Annotated in this window: 21 protein-coding genes and 1 riboswitch; of the genes, 1 reads left to right on the top strand and 20 read right to left on the bottom strand. The window is 42.1% G+C overall.

Features of this window, described 5'->3' with window-relative positions:
• Window positions 1-71: 71 nt before the first annotated feature.
• From FEK29_RS15350 to rsgA, 7 genes are all read right to left on the bottom strand, one after another.
• On the bottom strand, window positions 72-1049 hold the full coding sequence (locus tag FEK29_RS15350) for a polyprenyl synthetase family protein (RefSeq protein WP_138259322.1): 978 nt from the start codon (window positions 1047-1049) through the stop codon (window positions 72-74).
• A gap of 120 nt (window positions 1050-1169) precedes the next feature.
• Entirely contained in the window at window positions 1170-2216 is a 1047-nt protein-coding gene (gene rlmN, locus FEK29_RS15345) for a 23S rRNA (adenine(2503)-C(2))-methyltransferase RlmN (RefSeq protein ID WP_138259321.1), read from the bottom strand.
• 255 nt (window positions 2217-2471) lie between these two features.
• Window positions 2472-3524, bottom strand: a complete 1053-nt coding sequence (queA, locus tag FEK29_RS15340; RefSeq protein ID WP_138259320.1) for a tRNA preQ1(34) S-adenosylmethionine ribosyltransferase-isomerase QueA — start codon at window positions 3522-3524, stop codon at window positions 2472-2474.
• A gap of 264 nt (window positions 3525-3788) precedes the next feature.
• On the bottom strand, window positions 3789-5018 hold the full coding sequence (locus FEK29_RS15335) for a 3-phosphoshikimate 1-carboxyvinyltransferase (RefSeq protein WP_138259319.1): 1230 nt from the start codon (window positions 5016-5018) through the stop codon (window positions 3789-3791).
• A 36-nt stretch (window positions 5019-5054) separates the two neighbouring features.
• Window positions 5055-5381, bottom strand: coding sequence for a nucleotide pyrophosphohydrolase (locus tag FEK29_RS15330; RefSeq protein ID WP_138259318.1), 327 nt, complete (start codon window positions 5379-5381; stop codon window positions 5055-5057).
• Window positions 5381-5833, bottom strand: coding sequence for a D-aminoacyl-tRNA deacylase (gene dtd / locus FEK29_RS15325; protein ID WP_138259317.1), 453 nt, complete (start codon window positions 5831-5833; stop codon window positions 5381-5383). The genes FEK29_RS15330 and dtd overlap by 1 nt, the downstream gene beginning before the upstream one ends.
• Window positions 5830-6783: a ribosome small subunit-dependent GTPase A gene (gene rsgA / locus FEK29_RS15320; protein WP_138259316.1), complete on the bottom strand. Its 954-nt coding sequence runs from the start codon at window positions 6781-6783 to the stop codon at window positions 5830-5832. The genes dtd and rsgA overlap by 4 nt, the downstream gene beginning before the upstream one ends.
• 162 nt (window positions 6784-6945) lie before the next feature.
• Here rsgA and FEK29_RS15315 point away from each other — a divergent pair, with 162 nt between their 5' ends.
• Window positions 6946-7392, top strand: coding sequence for a hypothetical protein (locus tag FEK29_RS15315; RefSeq protein ID WP_138259315.1), 447 nt, complete (start codon window positions 6946-6948; stop codon window positions 7390-7392).
• 113 nt (window positions 7393-7505) lie between these two features.
• On the opposite strand, the gene FEK29_RS15310 is transcribed toward FEK29_RS15315, so the two are convergent.
• The 13 genes from FEK29_RS15310 to FEK29_RS15250 form a co-directional block, all read right to left on the bottom strand.
• The gene (locus FEK29_RS15310; RefSeq protein WP_138259314.1) at window positions 7506-8588 is read right to left on the bottom strand and encodes a bifunctional 3-deoxy-7-phosphoheptulonate synthase/chorismate mutase type II; all 1083 of its coding nucleotides are present in this window, start codon (window positions 8586-8588) and stop codon (window positions 7506-7508) included.
• Complete coding sequence (locus FEK29_RS15305; RefSeq protein ID WP_138259313.1) at window positions 8588-9448, bottom strand: prephenate dehydrogenase; 861 nt, start codon at window positions 9446-9448, stop codon at window positions 8588-8590. Before FEK29_RS15305 ends, FEK29_RS15310 begins: the two co-directional genes overlap by 1 nt.
• Window positions 9449-9523: 75 nt before the next feature.
• Complete coding sequence (locus FEK29_RS15300; protein WP_138259312.1) at window positions 9524-10672, bottom strand: pyridoxal phosphate-dependent aminotransferase; 1149 nt, start codon at window positions 10670-10672, stop codon at window positions 9524-9526.
• Window positions 10669-11496 carry a prephenate dehydratase gene (locus FEK29_RS15295; protein ID WP_138259311.1) on the bottom strand — a complete coding sequence of 276 codons (828 nt, stop codon included), beginning with the start codon at window positions 11494-11496 and terminating at the stop codon, window positions 10669-10671. The genes FEK29_RS15300 and FEK29_RS15295 overlap by 4 nt, the downstream gene beginning before the upstream one ends.
• A 239-nt stretch (window positions 11497-11735) precedes the next feature.
• The gene (locus FEK29_RS15290) at window positions 11736-12200 is read right to left on the bottom strand and encodes a hypothetical protein (protein WP_138259310.1); all 465 of its coding nucleotides are present in this window, start codon (window positions 12198-12200) and stop codon (window positions 11736-11738) included.
• Window positions 12201-12314: 114 nt separating this feature from the next.
• On the bottom strand, window positions 12315-13076 hold the full coding sequence (locus FEK29_RS15285) for a head GIN domain-containing protein (protein WP_138259309.1): 762 nt from the start codon (window positions 13074-13076) through the stop codon (window positions 12315-12317).
• Between the two features lie 44 nt (window positions 13077-13120).
• Window positions 13121-14218: an acyloxyacyl hydrolase gene (locus FEK29_RS15280; RefSeq protein ID WP_138259308.1), complete on the bottom strand. Its 1098-nt coding sequence runs from the start codon at window positions 14216-14218 to the stop codon at window positions 13121-13123.
• 229 nt (window positions 14219-14447) lie between these two features.
• Window positions 14448-15401: a methylenetetrahydrofolate reductase [NAD(P)H] gene (metF, locus tag FEK29_RS15275; RefSeq protein WP_138259307.1), complete on the bottom strand. Its 954-nt coding sequence runs from the start codon at window positions 15399-15401 to the stop codon at window positions 14448-14450.
• A 219-nt stretch (window positions 15402-15620) separates the two neighbouring features.
• Window positions 15621-18317: a methionine synthase gene (gene metH, locus FEK29_RS15270; RefSeq protein ID WP_138259306.1), complete on the bottom strand. Its 2697-nt coding sequence runs from the start codon at window positions 18315-18317 to the stop codon at window positions 15621-15623.
• A 2-nt stretch (window positions 18318-18319) separates the two neighbouring features.
• Window positions 18320-19324 (bottom strand): homocysteine S-methyltransferase family protein, encoded by a 1005-nt coding sequence (locus FEK29_RS15265; protein WP_138259305.1) that lies wholly within the window; start codon window positions 19322-19324, stop codon window positions 18320-18322.
• A 93-nt stretch (window positions 19325-19417) separates the two neighbouring features.
• Window positions 19418-19543: riboswitch (SAM riboswitch) on the bottom strand.
• 139 nt (window positions 19544-19682) lie between these two features.
• Window positions 19683-20744 carry an NAD(P)/FAD-dependent oxidoreductase gene (locus FEK29_RS15260; RefSeq protein WP_138259304.1) on the bottom strand — a complete coding sequence of 354 codons (1062 nt, stop codon included), beginning with the start codon at window positions 20742-20744 and terminating at the stop codon, window positions 19683-19685.
• A gap of 59 nt (window positions 20745-20803) precedes the next feature.
• Entirely contained in the window at window positions 20804-21640 is an 837-nt protein-coding gene (gene cobA, locus FEK29_RS15255; RefSeq protein ID WP_138259303.1) for a uroporphyrinogen-III C-methyltransferase, read from the bottom strand.
• 1 nt (window position 21641) lies between these two features.
• Window positions 21642-23732, bottom strand: a complete 2091-nt coding sequence (locus FEK29_RS15250; protein WP_138259302.1) for a HEPN domain-containing protein — start codon at window positions 23730-23732, stop codon at window positions 21642-21644.
• Window positions 23733-23784 lie beyond the last annotated feature (52 nt).

Genomic DNA, 23784 nt, shown 5'->3' with positions numbered 1-23784 from the left:
ATGGTTCATTAATTTGTACGGGAGTCTTGTTGTTAATGGATATCCAGATTACAAAGTAGCCAAAATAGAAATTACTTTTTACGCTCTACCACATAATTTACCATCAGTTCCAAGGAATCCCGGTAATCTGATTTTGGATATTGATGCAGCAAGGAAAGGGCTTCGTCTTTAAATTGGAGCATTTTGGCAACCGCATATTCCAAGCCGCCCACTTGTTTGACAAAGGCGATGACCTCCTTTACCCGCTTTTTGTTTTTATTGTGGTTCTTGACCGAATTTATCAACCAGCCCTTTTCCTTTTTAGAACAGTTGTTCAAGGCATAGATCAACGGAAGGGTCATTTTTTGCTCCTTGATATCGATTCCGGTCGGTTTCCCTATTTTCTCCTCCCCGTAGTCAAAAAGGTCATCTTTTATCTGAAAAGCCATACCACATAATTCCCCGAATTTCCTGAAAGTTTCCACATCGGCACTATCGGGTTTTACGGAACAGGCACCAAGGCTGCAACAGGCTGCGATCAATGTGGCCGTTTTTTGCCGTATGATATCGTAATAAATATCCTCCGTAATATCCAATCTACGGGCCTTCTCTATTTGAAGCAGTTCTCCTTCGCTCATTTCCCTTACGGCAACGGAAATAATTCGGAGCAAATCAAAATCCCCATGGTCAATAGAAAGCAACAGTCCTTTGGAGAGGAGATAATCTCCCACCAAAACGGCAATTTTGTTTTTCCAAAGGGCGTTGATGGAGAAAAAACCGCGTCGCTTGTCGCTTTCGTCCACCACATCATCGTGGACCAAAGTAGCCGTGTGTATCAATTCGATCACGGATGCCCCTCTATACGTACGCTCGTTTACCTCCCCTTGGTTCAATAATTTGGCGGTAAGGAAAACGAACATTGGTCGCATCTGTTTGCCCTTCCTGTTTACAATGTAATACGTAATTCTATTGAGTAGGGCAACCTTTGAGGTCATGGAGTCCCGGAATTTGGTTTCAAAGAGATCCATTTCCCGGTTGATCGGTTCCTTTATTTGAGATACGATTTTCAAGCAGTCTGGCTTAGAATGTCAAAATTAGGGAAAAGAGAGGATTAAGCAGTAATTAGGGGTTAGGAATTAGGGGTTAGCTGTTAGCTATTGGTTGTTGGTTAAAAAAATAACTTTTAACTTTTAACTTTCCGACTTATTGGCCAACTGCCCGCAAGCCGCATCAATATCCTTACCCCGAGACCTTCTAACCGTCACCGTGATCCCGTTTTTCTCCAAAGTTTCTACGTACATCTCAATGGCTATATTGGAGGCCTGTTGAAAATCACCGTCATCAATAGGATTATACTCGATCAGGTTGACTTTGGACGGGGCAAATCGGCAAAATTCGACCAGTGCATCCACATCCTTTCGCTGATCGTTTATGCCTTCCCAGACCACATATTCATAAGTAATCCTGCTTTTGGTCTTTTGGTACCAATAGACCAGCGCCTCCCTCAGGTCGGCCAAAGTAAATGTCGCATTAAAGGGCATTATGGACGTTCTGGTTTCGTCAATGGCGGAATGCAGTGAAACCGCCAATTTAAACTTCACGGCATCATCGGCCATTTTTTTGATGAGCTTTGGAACGCCTGAAGTAGAAACGGTAATCCGCTTTGGGGACATGCCCAATCCTTCTGGAGACGTTATTTTTTCAATGGCCTTCAATACATTGTTGTAGTTCATCAACGGCTCTCCCATTCCCATGAATACGATGTTGCTCAAGGGCCTGTCAAAATACAATCGGCTTTCATTATCTATGGCCACTACCTGATCGTAGATTTCGTCCGGATTCAGGTTTCGCATCCGTTTTAAACGGGCCGTAGCGCAAAATTTACAGTCCAGACTACAGCCTACCTGACTGGATACACAGGCCGTAGTCCTTGTTTTGGTAGGAATCAAAACCGACTCCACTACCAAATCGTCATGCAACCGAACCGCGTTTTTTATGGTACCATCCGCACTTCGCTGCATTTGATCTACCTGAATATGGTTGATTACAAAGTTCTCCTCCAACATATCCCTTGTCGCCTTGGACAAGTTGGTCATTACATCAAAGGAGTAGGCGGATTTCTGCCAAAGCCATTCATACACTTGATTGCCCCGGAACGCCTTGTCTCCTTGGGATACAAAAAAATCCCGAAGCTGTTCCCGGGTCAATGCCCTTATGTCCCTTTTCTTGCTTTCCATATGAAAGTTGTAATGCCTATCGACAAAAATCCCGCTTTTCAACATACGGATAAAGCGGGACTTACATCTTCGGTCTACACTATTTAATACCAATTCAATTTTTAAAACCTGCCAAAGAAAATGGAATATTTTTTTGGATTACAATAAAGAAAAACGTTGCGCAGCCTTAGTTGCGGAACTTTTTTATTTTGAAGTAATGCGAGAAAAGAAACATTTTATTGGATGGGATTGAATGTTGAATTGGTATAAGGCCTATTACCGTAAAATGAGCATGGCATCGCCATAGGAATAAAACCTATAGCTTTCCATAATCGCCTCTTTGTAAGCTTTTTTCATTAAATCATGGCCCATAAAAGCCGATATCATCATCAGCAACGTAGATTTTGGCAAATGAAAATTGGTGATCATCGAATTGGCAATGCTGAACTCGTACGGAGGAAAAATGAATTTATTGGTCCACCCTTCAAACGTATTCAAGGTGCGATTGGAAGAAACTGCGCTTTCCAATCCTCGCATGGCAGTGGTTCCCACGGCACAGATTCGTTTTTTCTTGGCAATGGCATTATTGACGACTTCCGTGGCCTTTTCATCAATGATCAACTCCTCGCTATCCATTTTGTGTTTGGATAGATCTTCTACCTCAACCGGGTTAAATGTTCCAAGTCCAACATGTAAGGTTAGTTCGGCAAAATTTATGCCCTTGATTTCCAACCTTTTCAACAAGTGTTTTGAAAAATGAAGTCCCGCCGTTGGGGCAGCTACCGCACCTTCATGCTTGGCATAAATGGTCTGGTACCTTTCCTCGTCCTCAGGCTCCACGTTCCTTTTTATGTATTTGGGTAATGGGGTTTCCCCCAGTTCCCTAAGTTTTCTTCTAAAATCCAAATAAGCACCATCGTAAAGGAACCTCAATGTCCTACCGCGGGATGTGGTGTTGTCGATAACCTCGGCGACCAAGGTTTCATCATCACCAAAATACAGTTTGTTTCCAATTCTGATTTTTCTGGCAGGATCTACCAAAACGTCCCAAAGGCGCTGCTCCTCGTTGAGCTCGCGCAAAAGAAATACCTCGATACGGGCCCCTGTTTTTTCTTTGTTACCGTACAATCTAGCCGGAAAAACTTTCGTGTTGTTGAGTACCATTACATCGCCCTCATCAAAATAATCGATCATATCCTTGAACATTTTATGCTCAATTTTACCAGTTTTGGTATCTATGACCATTAATTTGGATTCATCCCTGTTCTCGGACGGATGTTCCGCCAATAGCTCCTTGGGAAGCTCAAAATTAAAATTGGATAATTTCATTCGTTTAAAATTGGATTAATAGCTTGGTATTTAAACATTTCCTTTTGTAAAGGCATTCAAACTAATTATAAAAATCCCTCGATGAGGGTTTCATTCGTTTAATATTAGGTCAATAGCTTGATATTTAAACATTTCCTTTTGTAGAGGTATTTAACGTATCATAACAAATCCCTCGATGAGGGTTTCATTTAGCTATTTTTTGTATAGCATTTTGCGGCTGCAAATATACGACCCATAACAGGGGGTTGTCAAGTAAAAGACAAATTATAATTCCCGTACCTTAAAATGCAGTTTTTGAAGATCGTTCCAAAAATCGGGATAGGACTTTGTAACCACCATGGCATCATTGATGACCAATGAAGTTCTTAAGGCCAAGGGAGCAAAGGCCATGGCCATTCTATGGTCATTGTAGGTATCTATGGCAACGTCCTTGTTCATTAAGGTTGAAGTCCCTAGGGTAAGCGTTTTGTCCGTTACGGAAATATCCGCTCCCAGTTTTGTAAGCTCGGTGTTCAGGGCTTCCAATCTATCGGTTTCCTTGATTTTTAGGGTGTGAAGTCCCGTCAGGTGGCAACCGATTCCCATTCCAAAACACGTAACAGCGATGGTCTGGGCGATATCCGGGGCATTTGCCAAATCACGTTCAATAAAGGAGGTTGGATTATTGGGAACCTTTTTTAGTGTAATCCGGTTTTCTCCGAAGGAGGTCTCCACACCAAAAACGGTATAAATTTCCTTAAGGACACTATCTCCCTGAAGACTATTTTCCTTGTAGGCCGAAAGCGTAATTTCCGTCCCCACCTCCGATAATGCCACGATACTATAAAAATAAGATGCTGAGCTCCAATCGGATTCCACTACCAAGGTAACAGGGTTGACCGATGCTTTGGGTTTAACCGAAATGGTATTTCCCCTAAAATCACTATCTATACCCAGTTCCGTCAACAAACCCAATGTCATTTGTATATAAGGTACCGAGGTAATTTTCCCAACAAGTTCCAGTTCAAGACCATTCTCCAAACTAGGGGCTATCAACAATAGTGAAGAAATATATTGGCTACTAATATTGGCCGGTAGACGTACCCGGTTTTTGGATAGCTTTTTCCCTTTGATGCGAAGGGGCGGATACCCTTCTTCCTTCTCATACGAAATGTTGGCCCCGAGTTCGTTCAAGGCATCGACCAAAATTTTAATAGGTCGTTCCGTCATTCTTTTAGAACCGGTCAGCAAAACATCGCTCCCTTCAAGGGCCGCAAAATACCCGGTCAAAAAGCGCATGGCGGTACCGGCATGGTGAATGTCCACCGTACCTTCGCGTTGCTTCAGTCCAGCAGCCATTACCTGGGCATCATCAGAATTTGAAAGATTCTCTATTTTGATACCGGGATATAGTGCCGATAGTAAAAGTGAACGGTTTGATTCGCTCTTTGAACCCGTTATTTTAATCGTATCCTTAAGTAGTGTATTCTCTGGACCGGAAAGATGGAGTTTCAAGATAAATGAAATTAAAAACGAAGGCCAAAGATAGTATTATTTCAACTTTTTGTTGTTGTGGTGGCGGTCATGATCACGCTTCGTTTTCAAATCTAACTTTTTGTCAAAAGACTGTTGTAAATCTATTCCGGTTTGGTTGGCCAAACATAACAGTACAAAAAGTACATCTGCCAATTCCTCACCCAAATCCTTTGATTTATCCGATTCCTTTTCGCTTTGCTCACCGTACCTACGAGCAATAATCCGGGCCACTTCACCTACCTCTTCGGTCAATTGGGCCATATTGGTAAGTTCGTTGAAGTAACGGACCCCGTGATGCTTTATCCAATCGTCTACCGCCTTTTGTGCGTTCTCTATGTTCATTATTCCTTGTTTTTTGTATCGATGATTATTGTCACGGGACCATCATTTAAAAGGTCTACCTTCATGTCCGCACCAAAAATGCCCGTTCCTACTTTTTTACCAATTTCCAACTCCAATTTGTGAACGAATTTTTCATAAAGTGGGATGGCGGTTTCTGGTTTTGCAGCCTTAAGGTAAGAAGGTCGATTGCCTTTTTTGGTCGATGCGTGCAAGGTAAACTGACTTACCACAATACTCTCCCCGTCAATATCCAATATGGATTTGTTCATCACCCCGGACTCATCATTGAAAATCCGAAGATTTAGAACCTTTTTAACCAGCCAATCGATATCCTCCTCGGTATCCTCGGCAACAATACCAAGTAATAAAAGAAGGCCATGTCCAATTGACGAAATGACTTTTCCCTCAACGGTTACGCTTGCCTTGGCTACTCTCTGTATGACCGTTCTCATTTTTTCTCCCCGTACATATCTATCCTATAAGTATCCTCCTCACCATTGACCATTTGCAAATAGCTTTTATAGCGGCTCCAGGAAACCTTCCCCGCTTCCAATGCCCTCTTTACCGCACAATGGGGCTCATCCACATGAATACAATTGTTGAACTTGCAGTCCTGCTTTAGCTCAAATAGTTCCGGAAAGTAGTCCCCAATTTCTTCCTTTTCCATATCCACGATACCAAATCCTTTGATACCGGGCGTATCTATGATCTGGGCCCCAAAACTTAAATCGAACATTTCGGCAAAAGTGGTTGTATGCTGTCCCTGTAAATGTTGTTGGGAAATCTCCGCGGTTTTTATTTCCAAATTGGGTTCTATGGCATTGATCAAGGTTGATTTTCCAACACCAGAATGTCCGGAAAACATGGAGGTTTTTCCTTTCATCATTTCCTTGATTTTGTCTACGTTCTTTCCGGTCTTCGCCGATATTCCTATACAGGTGTACCCAATTTCCCGATATAGGGTCGCCAAAAACTTTATTTCGTTCTTCTCTTCCTCCGTATAGGTATCGATTTTATTGAATACCAAAACTACTGGAACATCATACGCTTCAGCGGTTACCAAAAACCGGTCAATGAATATCGTGTAGGTGATCGGGTTGTTCAATGTAATCAACAAAAAGACCTGGTCAAGGTTGGCTGCGATGATATGGGTCTGTTTGGATAGATTGACGGATTTACGGATGATATAGTTTTTTCGGTCTTCAATACTATGGATGACACCTACCTTTTCATCACCCTTCTCATCCAATTCAAAATGGACATGGTCACCAACTGCAATGGGATTGGTACTTTTTATACCCTTAATCCTAAATTTTCCCTTTATTCGGCATTCATAGAAAGTACCGTCCGCACCTTTTACGGTATACCAACTTCCTGTTGATTTATAGACTTTACCTTCCATTTTGTTCATGTTTCCAGCTACAAAGAAACGACAATACTTTTAGAATCCATTCGCATACACCTTTTAACCCATTCTAGTAATTTATTAAGCCACCTAAAAGTAGTTTACAGTAAATTTGGCGTATATGAAAACTAATTATTCATCCATTTAAAAACCAAAATCATGAAAAAATCATTATTTACCCTATTATTTACTGTTTTAGCGGCAACCGCTGCCCAAGCCCAAGAATTTAAAATCATAACGACCGTTGAGTCCATAGTACCCAGTGGGTTGGGAAGGTCTAGGATCATTGATGGGAACGCGGACCGGGATTATAAGGAATTTGCAACCGTACAAACAGAAGAGGACAATTCAAGGAACAAAGCGGACCGCTCCGATATTCGGGTAAAGGATTTTGAGGAAACCAAATTGCTAAATTTTTACAATATCGCCGGAATCAGGTTCCAGAACATTGCCGCAAACGATGCGCTCATTTCTTCCAAACTAACCGCCATGGCCGCCGAAGGTTGGGAACTGGTTTTTGTAACCAGTGGTGTAGAGGCCGATGCCGGTGATAAGGACGGACAGGGTATTTTTATAACCCGATATGTATTTAAAAAAGTAAACTAGCCCATGAGGTCTGTGCAGAAAACAAACCTTTAATTTCAAGGAAGGCCTCTGGGTGTTATACCCTTTGTTGGTGCCAATAAAAAAGCCCCGATGAAACGGGGCTTTTTTTAGTTCTATCCATTTACAATCTTTTCCTGATGGTTGATGGACTCTTGGTGAATCGCCTTGAACATTCTCAAAATAAACTCCTCACTAAGACCTTTACTTTCGCCTTCCAAAATCATGGCACCCAAGATTTGGTTCCAACGGTTGGATTGTAGCACGGCAACGTTACGCTCCTTTTTCAATGCCCCGATACTATCGGAAATCTTCATACGCTTTCCTAGGATATCTATCAATTGATTATCTATTACGTCAATTTGGGCGCGTAGATTGCTTAATTTAGAATTATACTCCGCCTCAACATCAGTCTCCTTTCTAATCTTCAGATCTTTCATAATCTGGATTAGCCTTTTTGGTGTTACCTGCTGGGCGGCATCGCTCCAAGCGTTATCGGGATCGTGGTGCGTTTCGATCATCAAACCATCAAAATTAAGATCTAGGGCGGTTTGGGATACATCAAAGATCATATCCCTTTTTCCTGTAATATGCGATGGATCGTTAATCAATGGTAAATCTGGAAACTTGTCCTGAAACTCGACCGCCATTTGCCACTCCGGGATATTCCTATATTTGCTTTTCTCGTACGTGGAAAAGCCACGGTGAATGGCGCCCAATTTTTTGACTCCAGCGGTATACAATCTTTCTATACCTCCCAACCAGAGGGCCAAATCCGGATTTACAGGATTTTTTACCAAAACGATTTTGTCGGTTCCCTCCAAGGCATCGGCCAATTCTTGCATGATAAATGGACTTACAGTGGAACGGGCCCCTATCCACAACAAATCCACATCATACTCCAGCGCCAATTCCACATGCGCCCTATTGGCAACTTCGGTGGCCGTTTTTAATCCGGTTTCCTCACGTACTTTCTGTAACCATTTAAGGCCCAGGGCACCTACTCCCTCAAAGTTCCCAGGACGTGTTCTTGGTTTCCAAATACCTGCACGGTAATAATTTACATCGGTATCCTTTAATTCATGTGCGATTTTTAAAACCTGCTCTTCTGTTTCAGCACTACACGGTCCTGCAATTACCAGCGGATGGCTCAAGTTCATATCATCCAACCAGGATCTCATTTCTTTCTTGTTCTCCATTACTTCTTATTTATCGGTATTCCTTTTAAAATTGATTTTATTTTGTTCGTATTGTTCATTTCATTGTAAATACCCTCAAAATCATCCTCTTTCAACAATTCCCTAAATTCCATCAGGTTTTGAATGTATTCGTTTAAGGTCTCTATGACGTTTTCCTTGTTCTGCTCAAAAATGGGCGTCCACATGGCAGGTGAACTTTTTGCCAAACGCACGGTGCTTTCAAATCCACTGCCTGCCATGTCAAAAATATCGCGTTCATTTTTCTCTTTTTCAATTACCGTCTTTCCTAACATAAATGAGCTTATGTGTGACAAATGGGAGACATAGGCGATATGCTTGTCGTGGGCCTTTGGGTTCATATACCGAATCCTCATTCCCAACAGCTGAAAAATCTCCAAGGCCCTTTCCTGCAATTTAAAGGCGGTCTTTTCCACTTCACAGATAATATTGGTTTTGCCCTCGTACAAGCCCTGTACGGCTGCGGATGGCCCTGAAAACTCAGTACCCGCTATGGGATGACAGGCCAAAAAATTTCGTCTTTTGGGATGGTTGGCCAAGGCCTTGCAAATGAGTTCCTTGGTGGAACCAGCATCGCATACCACACAATCATCATCAACAACATCCAAGATTCTTGGCAATTCCTTCACCATTTCGTTCACAGGAATGCTTACCAGAACAAAATCCGCTTTGGGCAAATCCCCATAGTTGGCCTTATGCTCTATTAGCCCCAGAGACAGGGCCTCCTCCAAATGGTCCGGATTCGCATCTATACCAAATACGATAGCATCGGGCATTATTGCCTTAATATCCTTTACAAAGGAACCTCCAATTAGACCTATTCCAATTACAAAAACGTTCATAGGTCTCCCTTTGCCCCTCCCAAGGAGGGGAATTTTGATGTTATTATCATGTTTTCTAACCTGTACATCTACTATCTATTCAAATCTTGAAATAGCCTCCTGAATCTTCTCTTTTGATACGCAAAGGGAAAATCGGATATACCCTTCCCCGTTACTTCCAAAAATGGTTCCCGGTGTGATGAAGATATCCCTATCATATAAAATATTGTCTATAAATGCTTCTGCCGAGGTAATACTCATGGGCAATTTGGCCCACACGAACATACCCACGGCATCCTCATCATAACTGCAGCCCAATTTTTTCACCAATTGGAAAATAAGTTGCCTGCGCTCCCTGTAGAGCTCATTGAGGTCACTATACCACGCATCCGTGCTTTCCAAAGCGGTTATGGCTCCTTTTTGAATACCATAAAACATTCCGGAATCCATGTTGCTCTTCACCTTTAGCACGGCCTCCAAAAATTCTGCATTTCCCAAAACAAAACCAACGCGCCATCCGGCCATATTGAATGTCTTGCTTAACGAATTCAGTTCCAAACAGACCTCTTTGGCTCCATCTATCGAGAGCATACTTTGCGGATTATCGTTCAGTACAAAACTGTAGGGGTTATCGTTCACTAAAAGAATATCGTTTCTTTTGGCAAAGGCGATCAATTTTGAAAATTGTTCCTTAGTCGCGGTTGCCCCAGTGGGCATGTGCGGATAGCTTACCCACATCAGTTTTACTTTTGAAAGGTCTTGGGCCTCCAAAATATCCAAATCAGGGAACCAACCGTTACCTTCCGTGAGATCGTAATAAACCGGCACCGCCTCCACCAAGTTCGTAACGGATGTATAGGTAGGATACCCCGGATTGGGCACCAATACTTCATCGCCCTTGTTCAAAAAGGCCATGCTTATGTGCATGATTCCTTCCTTGGAACCCATTAAAGGTAGTATTTCGTTTCCAGCATCGACCGTTACCCCGAATTTCCTTTTGTAGAACGCGGCAATGGCATTTCTAAATTCGGGCAAGCCCTGATAGCTTTGATATTGATGTGCACCATCGTCCAGAATGGCCTTTTGAACGGTTTGTATAACTGCTTCGGAAGGGGCCAGATCCGGACTTCCAATACCCATGTTTATAATGGGCCTACCTTTGGCCATAAGCCCTCTTACCTCCCTCAATTTCTTGGAGAAATAATATTCCTGAACCGATTCCAATCGTTTGGCAGTTCGTATCATAACATGGCGTTTTTATATTCTCCCAATATCTTTACCTCCTCCAACATGATATTCAAGAGTGATTTTGCTTTATCAAAATCCTCGTATTTGTTAAATGTCACATCCACAAAAAAAGAATATTTCCAAGGTGTTTCGATTACGGGGAGGGACTGAATTTTGGTCAGGTTTAAATTGCAGTCGCTCATAACGTTCAGCACTGTGGCCAAACTACCGCGTTTGTGGTCCGTTAAAAACCGTAATGACGCCTTGTTTATCTCTTCCTTGGATAGTTCCTTGTTTTTTGTTTTGACAATGATAAAACGGGTAGAATTATTTTTGATGGTCTGTATATCGTCCGCTACGATGTCCAAATCGTATAATTCTGCCGCGACCTTGGGAGCGATGGCCGCAATATGCCTTAATTTTTTATCGTGGATGCGCTTTGCCGTTTCTGCCGTATCCACATCCTCCACCAGTTTAATATTGGGATAATCCTTAAAGAACTCCTTGCACTGCAATAATGCCATGGGGTGGGAACTTACCTCCCTAATATCCTTGAATTTCTGACCTTTCAACACCATGAGATTATGATGGATATTCAGATAATATTCCCCTATGATATGAAGGTTGTTCCTATGCACCAAGGCATAGTTTGGAATGATGGACCCGGCGATGGAGTTTTCAATGGCCATGATACCCTTGTCCGCATTCTTTCTAAGTAATTCATCCACTACGGCATCAAACGAAAGACATTCTACCAAATCCACTTGCTCATCAAAATAATCCTTGGCTACTTGATGGTGGTTAGACCCTTTAATTCCTTGTATGGCTACTCTTATTGGCACGACTTTTTTCTAAAAAAAAAGTCCCGTTTTTCACGGGACCTTTCGTATTATTTTGTTTGCAACATACTACAACAGTCCCGTACTTCTCTTAAAAAAGAAGTAAAAATAAAAACCATTCCAGAAATATTGCTTTGTCATAATCTTTAAAACCGGGGCTAAAGTAATAATTATATTCAAATCTCCAAGTGAAGTCCCCAGACTTTTTTAAAAAATTAGATAAAACATTGAAAAAGTGATGCCTAAAACTTCAACGCCAACCCAACGCCTCTATCCGAGGGCACCAACCTATAAGTCGTTTTTCCCAGACTGTCGTTGAATTCCAATATGGCATCTTTCTTATTCTTATTGGCAAGGCAATAGAAGATGGATCCCACGACCGCCGTACCTGCAAAGCCAATTATTGGCGCTGTGGTGTCATTGTCATTGTTCTCATTGACCAAGTACCAAATCCCAAAACCTAGGTTGGCGGTCGCTGCCGCGAAGGTAACGCCGAATTGCTTTTTGGCCTTGGACCAATATACTTCTGAAGCGGGATTTGAATCCATGGCCATACCAAATTCCTTCCAAGTCATTTTATCCTTGTCCTGATAAAACTGATCTCCCCACATTCCTTGAAAAACGGTTATCTCTTGGGCAACGGAATTTTGCAGGGCGAACATGAGCGTCACAAAAGTTACAAACTGAAATATTTTTGATGAAATCATAGTATTTTTTTGTTTAAAGATAAATAAGAAATATTGAACAAGAATAAGTCGTGTATCCTTTAACATGTTTTTAATATGCAGATAGCGTACATCGGTTGGAAACGGGTTCCAAAACTAGTCCCTAAAGACCAACTTTCCGTTGAAGATTACAGATACGTCCACAGTGTTAGGTCGGTTATAGGAAATAACATCCCCGTACCCTCTTATGACCCCGGAAATGGATTCCTGCGGATTGACCAAGATATCATTACTTCCCCTATGATTTATGGAAACGTTTTGGGAGACCAATGCTTGCGCTTCCACCCTGGAATCCCCTGCAGCTATGTTCACATTCAAATTTTGGGTGTTTCCCCTTAATTTAAAATAGGCTATCCCGTTTACGACAATGCTGAGGTCTCCCGTATTTAGGTCTAGGTAGAATTCGCCGTCCGTAGTTTCCGCTTCAGGAACCAAAAAACTTTCAGAAAGCAACGTAAGGCTTGGATAGGAGAGCACACCATCGCTCGTTATGGCCAATCCCGTGCTACTTCTGATTTCACTGATATTGGGCGAAGTTACATATACGGTGGTTAGCCCGTACTCCCTAAAAAAATTACACCCATTTTCATTTCTAAGTATGAGTCGGTCACCCTCAACCGCAACAGATAATTCTTCCCACAAATTCTCCCCTGTCGCTACCTCCACCTTCTGGGAATCTCCTTGTTTCAAAACCAAGGCAATTTTTTCAAAAACGGTTATCTTATCGAATTCAGGCACTTCAACTTCCTCGCGTATGATTTCACCTGAAGTTTGTAAGCAATCGGGTGCATTTTCGTTACTACAAGACGTAGGCACTAAACAAATAATGAAAATATCACAAAGCAATGATGCAACCATTGCTTACATTTATTTTTTTGATAATTTTTGTTCCTAAACATTTTCTATAATCGTATTCCCATTCCAAATTCGACGGCTTCGGCAGCGGCACCATGCGATTTCAATGTAATGGCACCAAACCATTGCTTTCCAAAATAGCGTTTTAAACCAACTCTATTATACACACGTCCTTCAAAATCAAAGGGATAATACACATAATAGCCCAGCTGCGTGATAACAGACACTTTATTGATGAACAGTTCATGACCCAAGAAAACGCCAATTCGTTTGTAATCATCATCGGGCTGGACATCCATTTCGGGAAATGACGTGGCCTGAAACCGAATCAGTTCCTTCAAAAAATTCGAAAAAAACACATCGGCCCCTACCTGAATGGCACTTTTCCTTCCCAATCTTTTATCGGCATATCCAGAAAAAATAAAAAACCCATATTGTCCGGAACCTATTACATCGCTTTCGTTGAGTCCCCCGCGCAATATCAGATTATAACGGACCGGTTCCGTCACTTTTTCACGGTCGGGAGTCCTTATATAGGCCAATTCCTCACCACCGTCCAAATCATAGGTCAGCCCCAAATTGAGCGCAAAGGTATTGGTGGACGTATTGGGTGCCCTAAAATTTCCATTGGAATAATGGATGACAGAAACCCCAGTCTTCAAACCCAATCCAGAAATAATATTCTCCTTGTGATAATTGAGCATCAAGAAGGTGGAACTCAGAAAATCCGACCCATATGCGTTGTTCCTAAAGTTTTCCTCCCTGTCGTACGGTTTGGTGGTATACGCAATCCCTTGCCCGATCCTAAATTGGATGTTCCTTTTTAAGAAATAGAAATTGTAATGCGCGTATAGCCCGTAGTTCTGTCCCAAGGTTGGATTGTTCATGTCCTGATATATGAAGGAAGCCCCATAATCCGGATAATTATAGAGTTCCTCCCATTCTTTGGAACCGTATGTTTTTCGGTTATAACCTAAGATAAATCCCCCAGGGTGATTGGTAATTAAATGGGAAATGTCGGTGTTATGAAGCATAACCGAGCCATAGAACTGACTTAGGTCCAAGGTATGCTTTTTGACCTCCGCATCTTGGGAAAAACATAAAGTTCCCAAAAGGGATAAAAACAAAAAACATTTCCAATTCATGAATGGCAAAGGTAGTGAAGTTGGGGGATAGTTTTTTTTGGTTGTTCGTTAATCGTTGTTCGTTACTTGGGGTTGGATATAGGTTTCAATACGATCAATTATTGATTATTGAGCGGTAAGCGCTAAACGGTCAGTAGCTTTTTTTTGTTGGCTGTTACTAATAAAACATTTTCTACACATTACGTTTGGTATTCACCGTTTAGCGTAAAGCGCCCAGCGCTAGGCCAAACTAAAAAACCTCCCGGGCAATGGCCTTGATATTATCCGATTTTCCCATGGAATAATAGTGCAAAACGGGTACACCGGCCGACTTCAATTCCTTCGATTGTTGAATGGCCCATTCTATACCCACTTGTCGTACATCTTTGTTGTTCTGACAAGCTTCCACCGCATCAATTAAATCCTGGGGAATATCGATCCGAAACACCTGCGGCAACAATTGCAGATGTCTTTTTACCGCAATGGGCTTGATTCCCGGAATAATGGGCACGGTAATACCTAAATTTTTGGCAGCTTCCACAAATTCAAAGAATTTTTGATTGTCGAAGAACATCTGCGTCACCACATAGTCCGCCCCGGCATCCACTTTTTCCTTTAATCGTTTTAAATCGGTTTGCAAAGAAGGAGCTTCCAAATGCTTTTCGGGATATCCGGCCACGCCTATACAGAAATCAGCATTATCATCAGAGTCAATGGTTTCATGCAAATATTCCCCACGACTCAGATTCCGTATTTGGGAAACCAATTCCTTGGCATAGCAATGGCCCCCTTCCGTAGGCACAAAATATCGTTCCTCTTTCATGGAATCCCCCCGGAGCGCCATTACATTATCAATACCCAGATAATGACAATCCACCAACACATATTCCGTTTCCTCCTTGGTAAAACCGCCGCACAACAGATGCGGAACCGTATCCACATGATATTTGTGCTGGATGGAGGAACAAATCCCCACCGTACCGGGCCGCATTCGGGTCACCTTTTTCTCCAAAAGTCCGCCTTTGTCTATATATACATATTCCTCCCTGGAGGTGGTCACATCGATAAATGGCGGTTTGAACTCCATCAGCGGATCTATATTATCATACAGTTCCTGAATGCTTTTGCCCTTCACGGGCGGTATCAGCTCGAATGAGAACAAGGTTTTACCCTTGGCTTGTTTTATATGTTCCGTTACTTTCATGGGCCTCTCCCCCGCCCTCTCCCAAGGAGAGGGAGCTTAATCGGGGACTCTATTTATTATTTTAAAATTTCAACCTTCCACAATTAATATGACCGATACTTTTATTCCCTCTCTGGGGGCTAGGTGGCCTTTCATTTTTTGGGCGTTCGGGCGGGCTTTCAGCTATATATTTATAAATCTACAATTTATAAAAGATGCCGCTTCAATCCCTAACGCATATCAATCATCGGCAATATTTGGCGCGAGCCATTTTTTGGCCTTTTCCAAACTGATTCCTTTTCTTTGGGCAAAATCTGCTACTTGGTCTTCCTTAATTTTTCCCAGTCCAAAATATTTCGCTTCCGCATTGGCAAAATAATACCCTGAAACCGATGCTGCCGGCCACATGGCCAGACTGTCCGTTAGCTTTACCCCTATTCTTTCCTCTACTTGAAGTAATTCCCAAATGGTCAGTTTTTCCAAATGATCAGGACATGCTGGGTATCCCGGGGCCGGGCGTATTCCTTTGTACGATTCCTTGATCAATTCCTCATTACTTAAATTTTCATCCTTGGCATAGCCCCAATAGTTGATTCTCACCTCCTTATGCAAATATTCCGCAAAGGCCTCGGCCAAACGGTCCGCCAATGCCTTGACCATAATTGAACTGTAATCATCCAAATTCTTTTCAAATTCCGCAGCCAATTCAGCGGTACCAAAACCTGTGGAAACACAGAAAGTCCCAATATAATCCTGGACACCGCTTTCCTTTGGTGCAATAAAATCGGCCAGGGCATAATCTGCAACGCCTTCCCTGCGCTGTAACTGTTGTCTTAGTGTCCTAAACTCATAGGTATTTCCATCATCAGGATTCCTGACCTCGATATCATCAGCATTTACGGTATTTGCCGGAAACAATCCAAATACAGCTTTTGCTTTTAGCTGTTTCTTGTCTAATATATCCTTGAGCATTTTTTGCGCATCAGAAAATAAATCTCTTGCTTGTTCCCCAACCACTTCGTCGGTCAATATATCGGGATATTTCCCATGCAATTCCCAACTTCTAAAGAAAGGGGTCCAATCAATATAGGAGACTAATTTATCCAGCTCTTGATTTTCTATCACCTGTATCCCCATCATATGAGGTTCCTTTATTTTAGCGTTGCCCCAGTCGATTTGAAACTTATTCTCACGGGCCTGCACTATGGTTTTATATTCCTTCTTTACGGAACGCTTTAAAAATTTGTCCCTAAAGTCATCATAGTCTTCCTTAATTCTGATTTTGTAAGCCGCCGAAGTTTCTTTCTGTAGAAGATCGCCAACGACGGTTACGGCCCTGGAAGCATCGTTTACATGGACCACGGCCTCCGTATATTGGGGATCAATTTTGACCGCGGTATGGGCCTTGCTCGTCGTTGCCCCTCCAATCAGTAATGGGATATTAAAATTGTTTCGTTGCATCTCCTTCGCAAGATGTACCATTTCATCCAAGGAAGGGGTGATCAATCCGCTCAGGCCTATGATATCCACATTATGGTTTATGGCTTCCTGTATTATTTTTTCCGGAGGTACCATTACCCCCAAATCAATAATCTCATAATTGTTACACGCCAGCACCACACTGACAATATTTTTTCCAATATCGTGGACATCCCCCTTCACGGTCGCCATCAATATTTTTCCATTACCTTCGGAGTCCCCTTCCTGCGGATTGGCCAATTTCTCCTCTTCAATATAGGGCAACAAATAGGCAACGGCTTTTTTCATGACCCGCGCCGATTTCACTACTTGGGGCAGGAACATTTTACCGCTCCCGAATAAATCCCCTACCACGTTCATCCCGGTCATCAAATGTCCTTCAATGACTTCAATAGGTTTGTCAGATGCCTTTCTGGCTTCTTCCACATCCACTTCAATATACTGATCGATTCCTTTGACCAATGCCCTTGTAATTCGTTCCTGCAAGGGTTCCTCTCTCCAAGAATTATCCACCTTGCTTTCCTTGGCCTTACCTACAATGGATTCCGAAAATTCCAGGAGCCGCTCCGTTGCATCTTCTCGACGGTTTAACATTACGTCCTCTACGTGCTCCAGAAGGTCCTTGGGAATATCGTCATATACCTCCAACATCGTTGGGTTTACGATACCCATGTTCATTCCGGCCTTTATCGCATGATACAAAAACACCGAATGCATGGCCTCCCGAACTGGATTATTACCACGAAATGAAAAAGAAACATTACTTACACCACCACTAACACTGCAATAGGGTAAGTTTTCCCTAACCCATTTCGTAGCTTTTATGAAATCGAGCGCATTCAATTTGTGTTCGTCCATCCCCGTAGCTACTGGAAATATATTCAGGTCAAAAATGATGTCCTCTGGAGGAAAGCCCACTTGGTTAACCAGAATATCGTAAGAACGTCGGGCGATTTCAATACGTCTTTCGTAATTGTCCGCCTGACCAACTTCATCAAAAGCCATAACGATGACCGCAGCCCCATATCGCTTTATCAATTTGGCGTGATGTATGAATTCCGCTTCGCCCTCTTTTAGACTAATGGAATTAACAACACATTTACCTTGAACCACTTGCAGACCTGCTTCGATAATCTCCCATTTGGAACTATCGATCATGATGGGGACACGCGCAATATCTGGTTCGGCAATGACCAAATTCAAAAACTTGACCATGGCTGCTTTACCATCGATCAGTCCATCGTCCATGTTGATATCGATTATCTGGGCTCCTCCTTCTACCTGTTCCCTAGCAACATCCAATGCTTCTTCAAATTTTTCCTCTTTTATCAGTCGCAGAAATCTTTTGGAACCAGCTACGTTGGTCCTTTCTCCTACGTTAATAAAATTACTTTCTGGTGTAACCACTAAAGGTTCCAGACCGCTTAGTTTAAGGTATTTTTTTTGTTTGCTTTCCATATCTATACCTGCTCTACCATTAATGGCCTTGGCTTGTAATCCTTAACCAAATCAGCAATTGCTTTAATATGGGCGGGCGTAGTTCCACAACAACCCCCAATAATATTAATCAACCCTTTATCCAAATACTCCTTAATTTGACTCGCCATTTGTTCCGGATTTTGGTCGTATTCCCCAAAAGCATTGGGCAGTCCGGCATTGGGATGGGCCGAGATTCCGAACTCACTCTTCTTGGAAAGGACCTCTAAATGGGGCACTAAGTCCTTAGCTCCCAAGGCACAGTTGAGTCCTACAGTTAACAAAGGAATATGGGATACGCTAATAAGAAATGCCTCCGCGGTTTGACCCGTTAACGTTCTGCCAGATGCATCCGTAATGGTCCCGCTTATCATGATTGGAACGTCTATATTTCGTTCTTCCTTTACTTCTTCTATTGCAAATAAAGCGGCCTTACAATTTAAGGTGTCCGTTATGGTTTCTATCAACAAAACATCCACACCACCATCCAAAAGGGCTTCTACTTGTTGTTTATACGCTATGCGTAATTCCTCAAAAGTAATGGCCCTGTAACCTGAATCATTTACATCTGGGGACATACTGGCTGTTTTATTCGTTGGTCCCATACTACCTGCTACAAAGCGTGGTTTTTCTGGTGTTGTCAATGTGTATTCTTCGGCAACTTTTTTGGCGATGACGGCCGATTCATAATTAAAATCATAGACAAAATCCTCCATCTCATAATCTGCCATAGCTATGGTGGTGCTGGAAAAAGTATTGGTCTCAATGATATCCGCCCCAGCCTCTAGATATTTACGATGTACCTCCGCCAAAGCTTCTGGCTGCGTAAGGGCCAACATATCGTTATTTCCTTTAACATCTATGTGCCAATCCTTAAATCGTTCACCACGAAAATCCGTCTCTGTAAACTTGTATTGCTGCAACATAGTGCCCATCGCACCATCCAATACCAAAATTCTTTTTTGAATTTCCTCTTTTATATTGCTCATTTCTGTTTCATATTGGACGTTATAACCTCCTATTTTAAATCATTTAAATGTAACGTAAGGAATCAAGAATAGGAATTTGGGCTAGGCCTTTTGGGGTTATCTTTCCCGATGGCATTCGGGATAGAACGTAGCACCTACTTACCTACTGACCAAATCAGACTAGTCCAAGGGTTGCCAAGGCTTCAATGGGTCTATTCCCTCCACCTTTCTTGATAACAATACAGTTTTTAATAGAACTGGGGCAAAGTAACGGCTCTACCCGTTCAAAACCAAATAATCATTTTTGTAAAGACTTTTCCATAACAAAAAACCCTTCAATTAGTATTCTTGAAGGGTTCCTTAGTCGTTTCAAAAATTACTATGCTATACTTTGTACCACTTCTTTTTTAGCCTCTTTTTTGGAGCCATCAAATCCTTCTACCCCACCAACCGTAGTATATTTCATCACATATCGTTTGCCGGGATTGATGATTTGATAAGCATACTGACACATTACCGCCGCTTCATGAAAACCGGAAAGAATCAATTTCAACTTGCCCTCATAGGTATTGACATCTCCAATGGCAAAAACTCCCGGTATATTTGTCTGATAGTCCTTGGCATTGTTCACCTTTATAGCATTCTTCTCAATTTCCAATCCCCAATTTCCGATAGGACCCAATTTCGGTGAAAGTCCAAAAAGCGGAATAAAATTATCCACTTCTAGGTAGGTTTCACCCTTTTCGGTGTCGTTATGTTTGATGACAACGGCTTCCAACTTCTCATCGCCATATAATTTTTTAACCTCGGCTTCCGTGAATAATTTTATTTTACCCAATTTGGCCAATTCCGATGCTCTCTCAACAGAGTCCAAGGCTCCTCGAAATTCATTTCTACGGTGAACCAAGGATACTTCCGAAGCGACATCGGCCAAGAAAATGGCCCAGTCTAGGGCAGAATCTCCTCCACCGGCAATAACCACCTTTTTACCACGATAGACCTCCGGGTCCTTAACCATATAGGCCACGCCTTTATCCTCAAAATCCACAATATTGGAAATGGGAGGCTTTCTTGGCTCGAAAGAGCCCAAACCGCCTGCAATCACCACAACGGGTGCATGGTGCTGTGTACCTTTGTTCGTGGTAACTATATAGGAGCCATCTTCTTGTTTGTCCAAGGTTTCCGCCCGTTCTCCCAAGGTAAATCCGGCTTCAAATGGCTTTATCTGTTCCATAAGATTATCCACTAATGTACCCGCCAATATTTCCGGAAAAGCTGGAATATCATAAATCGGTTTTTTGGGATAAATCTCCGAGCACTGACCACCAGGCTGTGGCAATGCATCGATAAGATGGCATTTTAATTTTAGCAGTCCTGCTTCAAATACGGTGAATAATCCTGTTGGGCCTGCACCTATGATTACAATATCTGTTTTTATCATACTTCTTAATTAGGATTTAGTGGTTAGGAGTTAGCTGTTTAGGCAAAAAAATCTTTTATCTATTCACTTAGAACTTTTAACTCTTTACTATCTACATATCGTTTTTTTATTTCGATAAGCTTTTGCCGATGTCCAACCACTTCACCAATAATAATGATGGCAGGATTGGACAACCTATTCTTCTTTACTTCGTCTTCTATATTGGAAATAGTCCCTACCGCTATTTTCTCTTCCTTCCAAGTACCATTTTGGATAATGGCAATAGCTGTTTCGTCCTTCCCTTCCTTTTTAAAAAAAGAAACAATTTCGGGTAACTTGGACATTCCCATGAGAATGACAACCGTAGCATTACTTTTAGCTGCCAAGGCTACGTCTCCTGATAATTTATGCTGTTTTGTAGTTCCCGTAATGACCCAAAAACTCTCCGAAGCCCCTCTTTTAGTAACTGGGATATTTTGATAGGCCGGCACACTTAAACTGGACGAAATTCCGGGAACCATTGCCGTTTCCAGACCGTGGAAAGCTGCAAATTCCATTTCCTCGGCCCCTCGTCCAAAAACAAAGGGATCACCCCCTTTTAACCGGACTACGTGTCCGTGGGATTTTGCTCTGGAAACAATCAACTCATTTATTTGGTCCTGTTGATAGGTGTAACAACCTTTTATTTTTCCAACGAATATCCTTTCTGCCTTTGGGGCATATTTTAAAAGCTCTTCGTTAACAAGAGCATCATACAAAACTACATCGGCGCTTTGAAGGGCATTTATTGCCTTTACGGTAATCAATTCAGGGTCACCTGGTCCTGCTCCCACAACAGTTAACCTCCCCCCCGTTTGGAAGGGAGTGTTTACTGCCGCTGCGATTGTTTTTTGATTGGGTTGTTTGTTAAACTGCATTTTAAACTTGCGCTAATTCTCGTTCCCTATACTTTTCAACGGTTTCTAAAAACAATCTTGCATTTTTCAAATAGGAAGTCGCAAATTCTTTCGTGGGCTCATTTTTGTTGATTTGCAAAACCATGTTCTCAAAACCACCCGAAACCTCGATTCTACCATTGGCAACAAACTTCTCATCGAAATCCTTGATAATACTGGCGTGGGTGTTCACTTTGGTATTTTCTGACGTCAATAAGGCCTTGGCCGAATTAACCATAGAGGAATAAGCATAATAAATACTGGCCGCCCATTTTTCCTCCTCAAATTTCTCCTGGGCATTCTGAATCTTTTCCTTACTTTCAAAAAGCAATGTCGCAATCAAATCGATGACTACCCCGGCACATTCTCCCACACCGATAGCTTTCTCATATCTTTCGGTATTTCCCCAATCAACAAAATCATCGGCAGTTAGATCATCGACATTGGATAAATGGGTCAAGAAATCGTAGAAATACATTTGTCCTTTTCCGGCATAATAATCGGGAAAGGATTTTCCATTGCCGTTAGCATCAAAATCGTCCAATATCAATCGTAAGGCTTCAGGTCCTCGCTTACTAGGCACCTTAACTACTTTATCCGCAAACCGTCCATTTCCATTTCCATCGTTTCCACCTCCCAATAATACCTGTAAGGCAGGGGCCACCAATTTATCTTTAGTTCTAACGGACATACCCTGGAAACCAATATTGGCCATATTGTGCTGTCCACAGGCGTTCATACATCCGCTTATTTTAATGACCACATCTGGATTTTCAATATATTGTGGATATTCTGCTTTTATTACCCGTTCCAACTCCTCCGCTATTCCCGTACTACTCGCAATACCCAGATTGCAGGTATCCGTTCCGGGACAGGCGGTAATATCCAAGGCCTTATTATAACCGGCTTCAGCAAAGCCTAGTTTTTTTAGTTCCGCGAAGAAAAATGGAATGGCATCCTCTCTTACATAGGGAATCAATATATTTTGGCGCAAAGTCAACCGGAATTCACCCGCAGCATAGTTCTGTACCAAATCCGCTAACAATCTGGCCTTTTCCGTATAAAAGTCTCCCAAAAGAACCTTAATTCCTATCGCCACAAAACCATCTTGTTTCTGTGGTAGGATGTTGGTAGACTTCCATTTTTCAAATTCCTTGATATCGTCAATTTCTACTTTTGGAGCTTCGAGCTCGGAAACTTTTATTTTAGGGTATTCCAAGGCATCAATGGGATAGGTTTTAAAGGGAATTGCCTTGCATTCTTCATCGATCAGTTTTCTAAAACCATCCAAGCCTACATCTTTTAATAAGAACTTCATTCTGGCTTTTGCCCTGCTTTTTCGTTCTCCAAAGCGGTCAAAAACACGGACCACTACTTCCATCAGAGGAATTATTTTATCCGAAGGCAAAAACTCATATAAAACATCTGCATGCCTCGGTTGTGACCCCAATCCCCCACCAAGCATCACTTTAAAACCTTTAATACCTTCTTTGATTTTGGCAATAAAACCAAGGTCATGCATGTAGGAAAGTCCGGTATCTTCATCCGAAGCGGAAAAGGAAACCTTAAACTTTCGTCCCATTTCCTGACTCACGGGATTTCTCAAAAAATATTGAAAAAGGGCGTGGGCATAGGGCGATACATCAAAAGGCTCGTTTATATCGATGCCTGCGGTTTCACTGGCCGTTACATTGCGTACCGTATTACCACAGGCTTCCCTGAGGGTAATATCATCCTTTTCCAACTCCGCCCAGAGTTCAGGAGTCCTGTTCAAATCCACATAATGAATTTGGATATCCTGTCTGGTCGTAATATGGAGCCTACCTCTGGAATACTCGTCCGAAACCTCACAAATACGATGCAATTGTTTAGATGTTACCTTTCCGTAAGGCAACTTAATCCTGATCATTTGAACCCCTGGTTGACGCTGTCCATAAACTCCCCTGGCCAAACGAAGACTTCGAAATTTCTCCTCATCCAACTTACCGCCGTGGAACTCATGAATCTTTCGTTCCAACTCTAGGATGTCCTTTTCAACAATCGGATTTTCTATTTCTGTTCTAAAACTTTGCATTGCTATTTTTTATATGATCTTGTCCTGCTGCTTTAATAATAATATAAATCCT

The organism is Maribacter aurantiacus (assembly GCF_005780245.1).
Lineage (GTDB): Bacteria > Bacteroidota > Bacteroidia > Flavobacteriales > Flavobacteriaceae > Maribacter > Maribacter flavus.
Note: the sequence above shows the minus strand (reverse complement) of the source record. Positions and strands in the feature narration are given on the sequence as shown.

Excerpts from the sequence above, each read along its gene's own strand:
- rlmN (WP_138259321.1), bottom strand. The coding sequence starts at position 2,216 with ATGGAAAGCAAGAAAAGGGACATAAGGGCATTGACCCGGGAACAGCTT.
- queA (WP_138259320.1), bottom strand. The coding sequence starts at position 3,524 with ATGAAATTATCCAATTTTAATTTTGAGCTTCCCAAGGAGCTATTGGCG.
- FEK29_RS15330 (WP_138259318.1), bottom strand. The coding sequence starts at position 5,381 with ATGAACATAGAGAACGCACAAAAGGCGGTAGACGATTGGATAAAGCAT.
- dtd (WP_138259317.1), bottom strand. The coding sequence starts at position 5,833 with ATGAGAACGGTCATACAGAGAGTAGCCAAGGCAAGCGTAACCGTTGAG.
- rsgA (WP_138259316.1), bottom strand. The coding sequence starts at position 6,783 with ATGGAAGGTAAAGTCTATAAATCAACAGGAAGTTGGTATACCGTAAAA.
- FEK29_RS15315 (WP_138259315.1), top strand. The coding sequence starts at position 6,946 with ATGAAAAAATCATTATTTACCCTATTATTTACTGTTTTAGCGGCAACC.
- FEK29_RS15310 (WP_138259314.1), bottom strand. The coding sequence starts at position 8,588 with ATGGAGAACAAGAAAGAAATGAGATCCTGGTTGGATGATATGAACTTG.
- FEK29_RS15305 (WP_138259313.1), bottom strand. The coding sequence starts at position 9,448 with ATGAACGTTTTTGTAATTGGAATAGGTCTAATTGGAGGTTCCTTTGTA.
- FEK29_RS15300 (WP_138259312.1), bottom strand. The coding sequence starts at position 10,672 with ATGATACGAACTGCCAAACGATTGGAATCGGTTCAGGAATATTATTTC.
- FEK29_RS15290 (WP_138259310.1), bottom strand. The coding sequence starts at position 12,200 with ATGATTTCATCAAAAATATTTCAGTTTGTAACTTTTGTGACGCTCATG.
- FEK29_RS15285 (WP_138259309.1), bottom strand. The coding sequence starts at position 13,076 with ATGGTTGCATCATTGCTTTGTGATATTTTCATTATTTGTTTAGTGCCT.
- FEK29_RS15280 (WP_138259308.1), bottom strand. The coding sequence starts at position 14,218 with ATGAATTGGAAATGTTTTTTGTTTTTATCCCTTTTGGGAACTTTATGT.
- metF (WP_138259307.1), bottom strand. The coding sequence starts at position 15,401 with ATGAAAGTAACGGAACATATAAAACAAGCCAAGGGTAAAACCTTGTTC.
- metH (WP_138259306.1), bottom strand. The coding sequence starts at position 18,317 with ATGGAAAGCAAACAAAAAAAATACCTTAAACTAAGCGGTCTGGAACCT.
- FEK29_RS15265 (WP_138259305.1), bottom strand. The coding sequence starts at position 19,324 with ATGAGCAATATAAAAGAGGAAATTCAAAAAAGAATTTTGGTATTGGAT.
- FEK29_RS15260 (WP_138259304.1), bottom strand. The coding sequence starts at position 20,744 with ATGATAAAAACAGATATTGTAATCATAGGTGCAGGCCCAACAGGATTA.
- cobA (WP_138259303.1), bottom strand. The coding sequence starts at position 21,640 with ATGCAGTTTAACAAACAACCCAATCAAAAAACAATCGCAGCGGCAGTA.
- FEK29_RS15250 (WP_138259302.1), bottom strand. The coding sequence starts at position 23,732 with ATGCAAAGTTTTAGAACAGAAATAGAAAATCCGATTGTTGAAAAGGAC.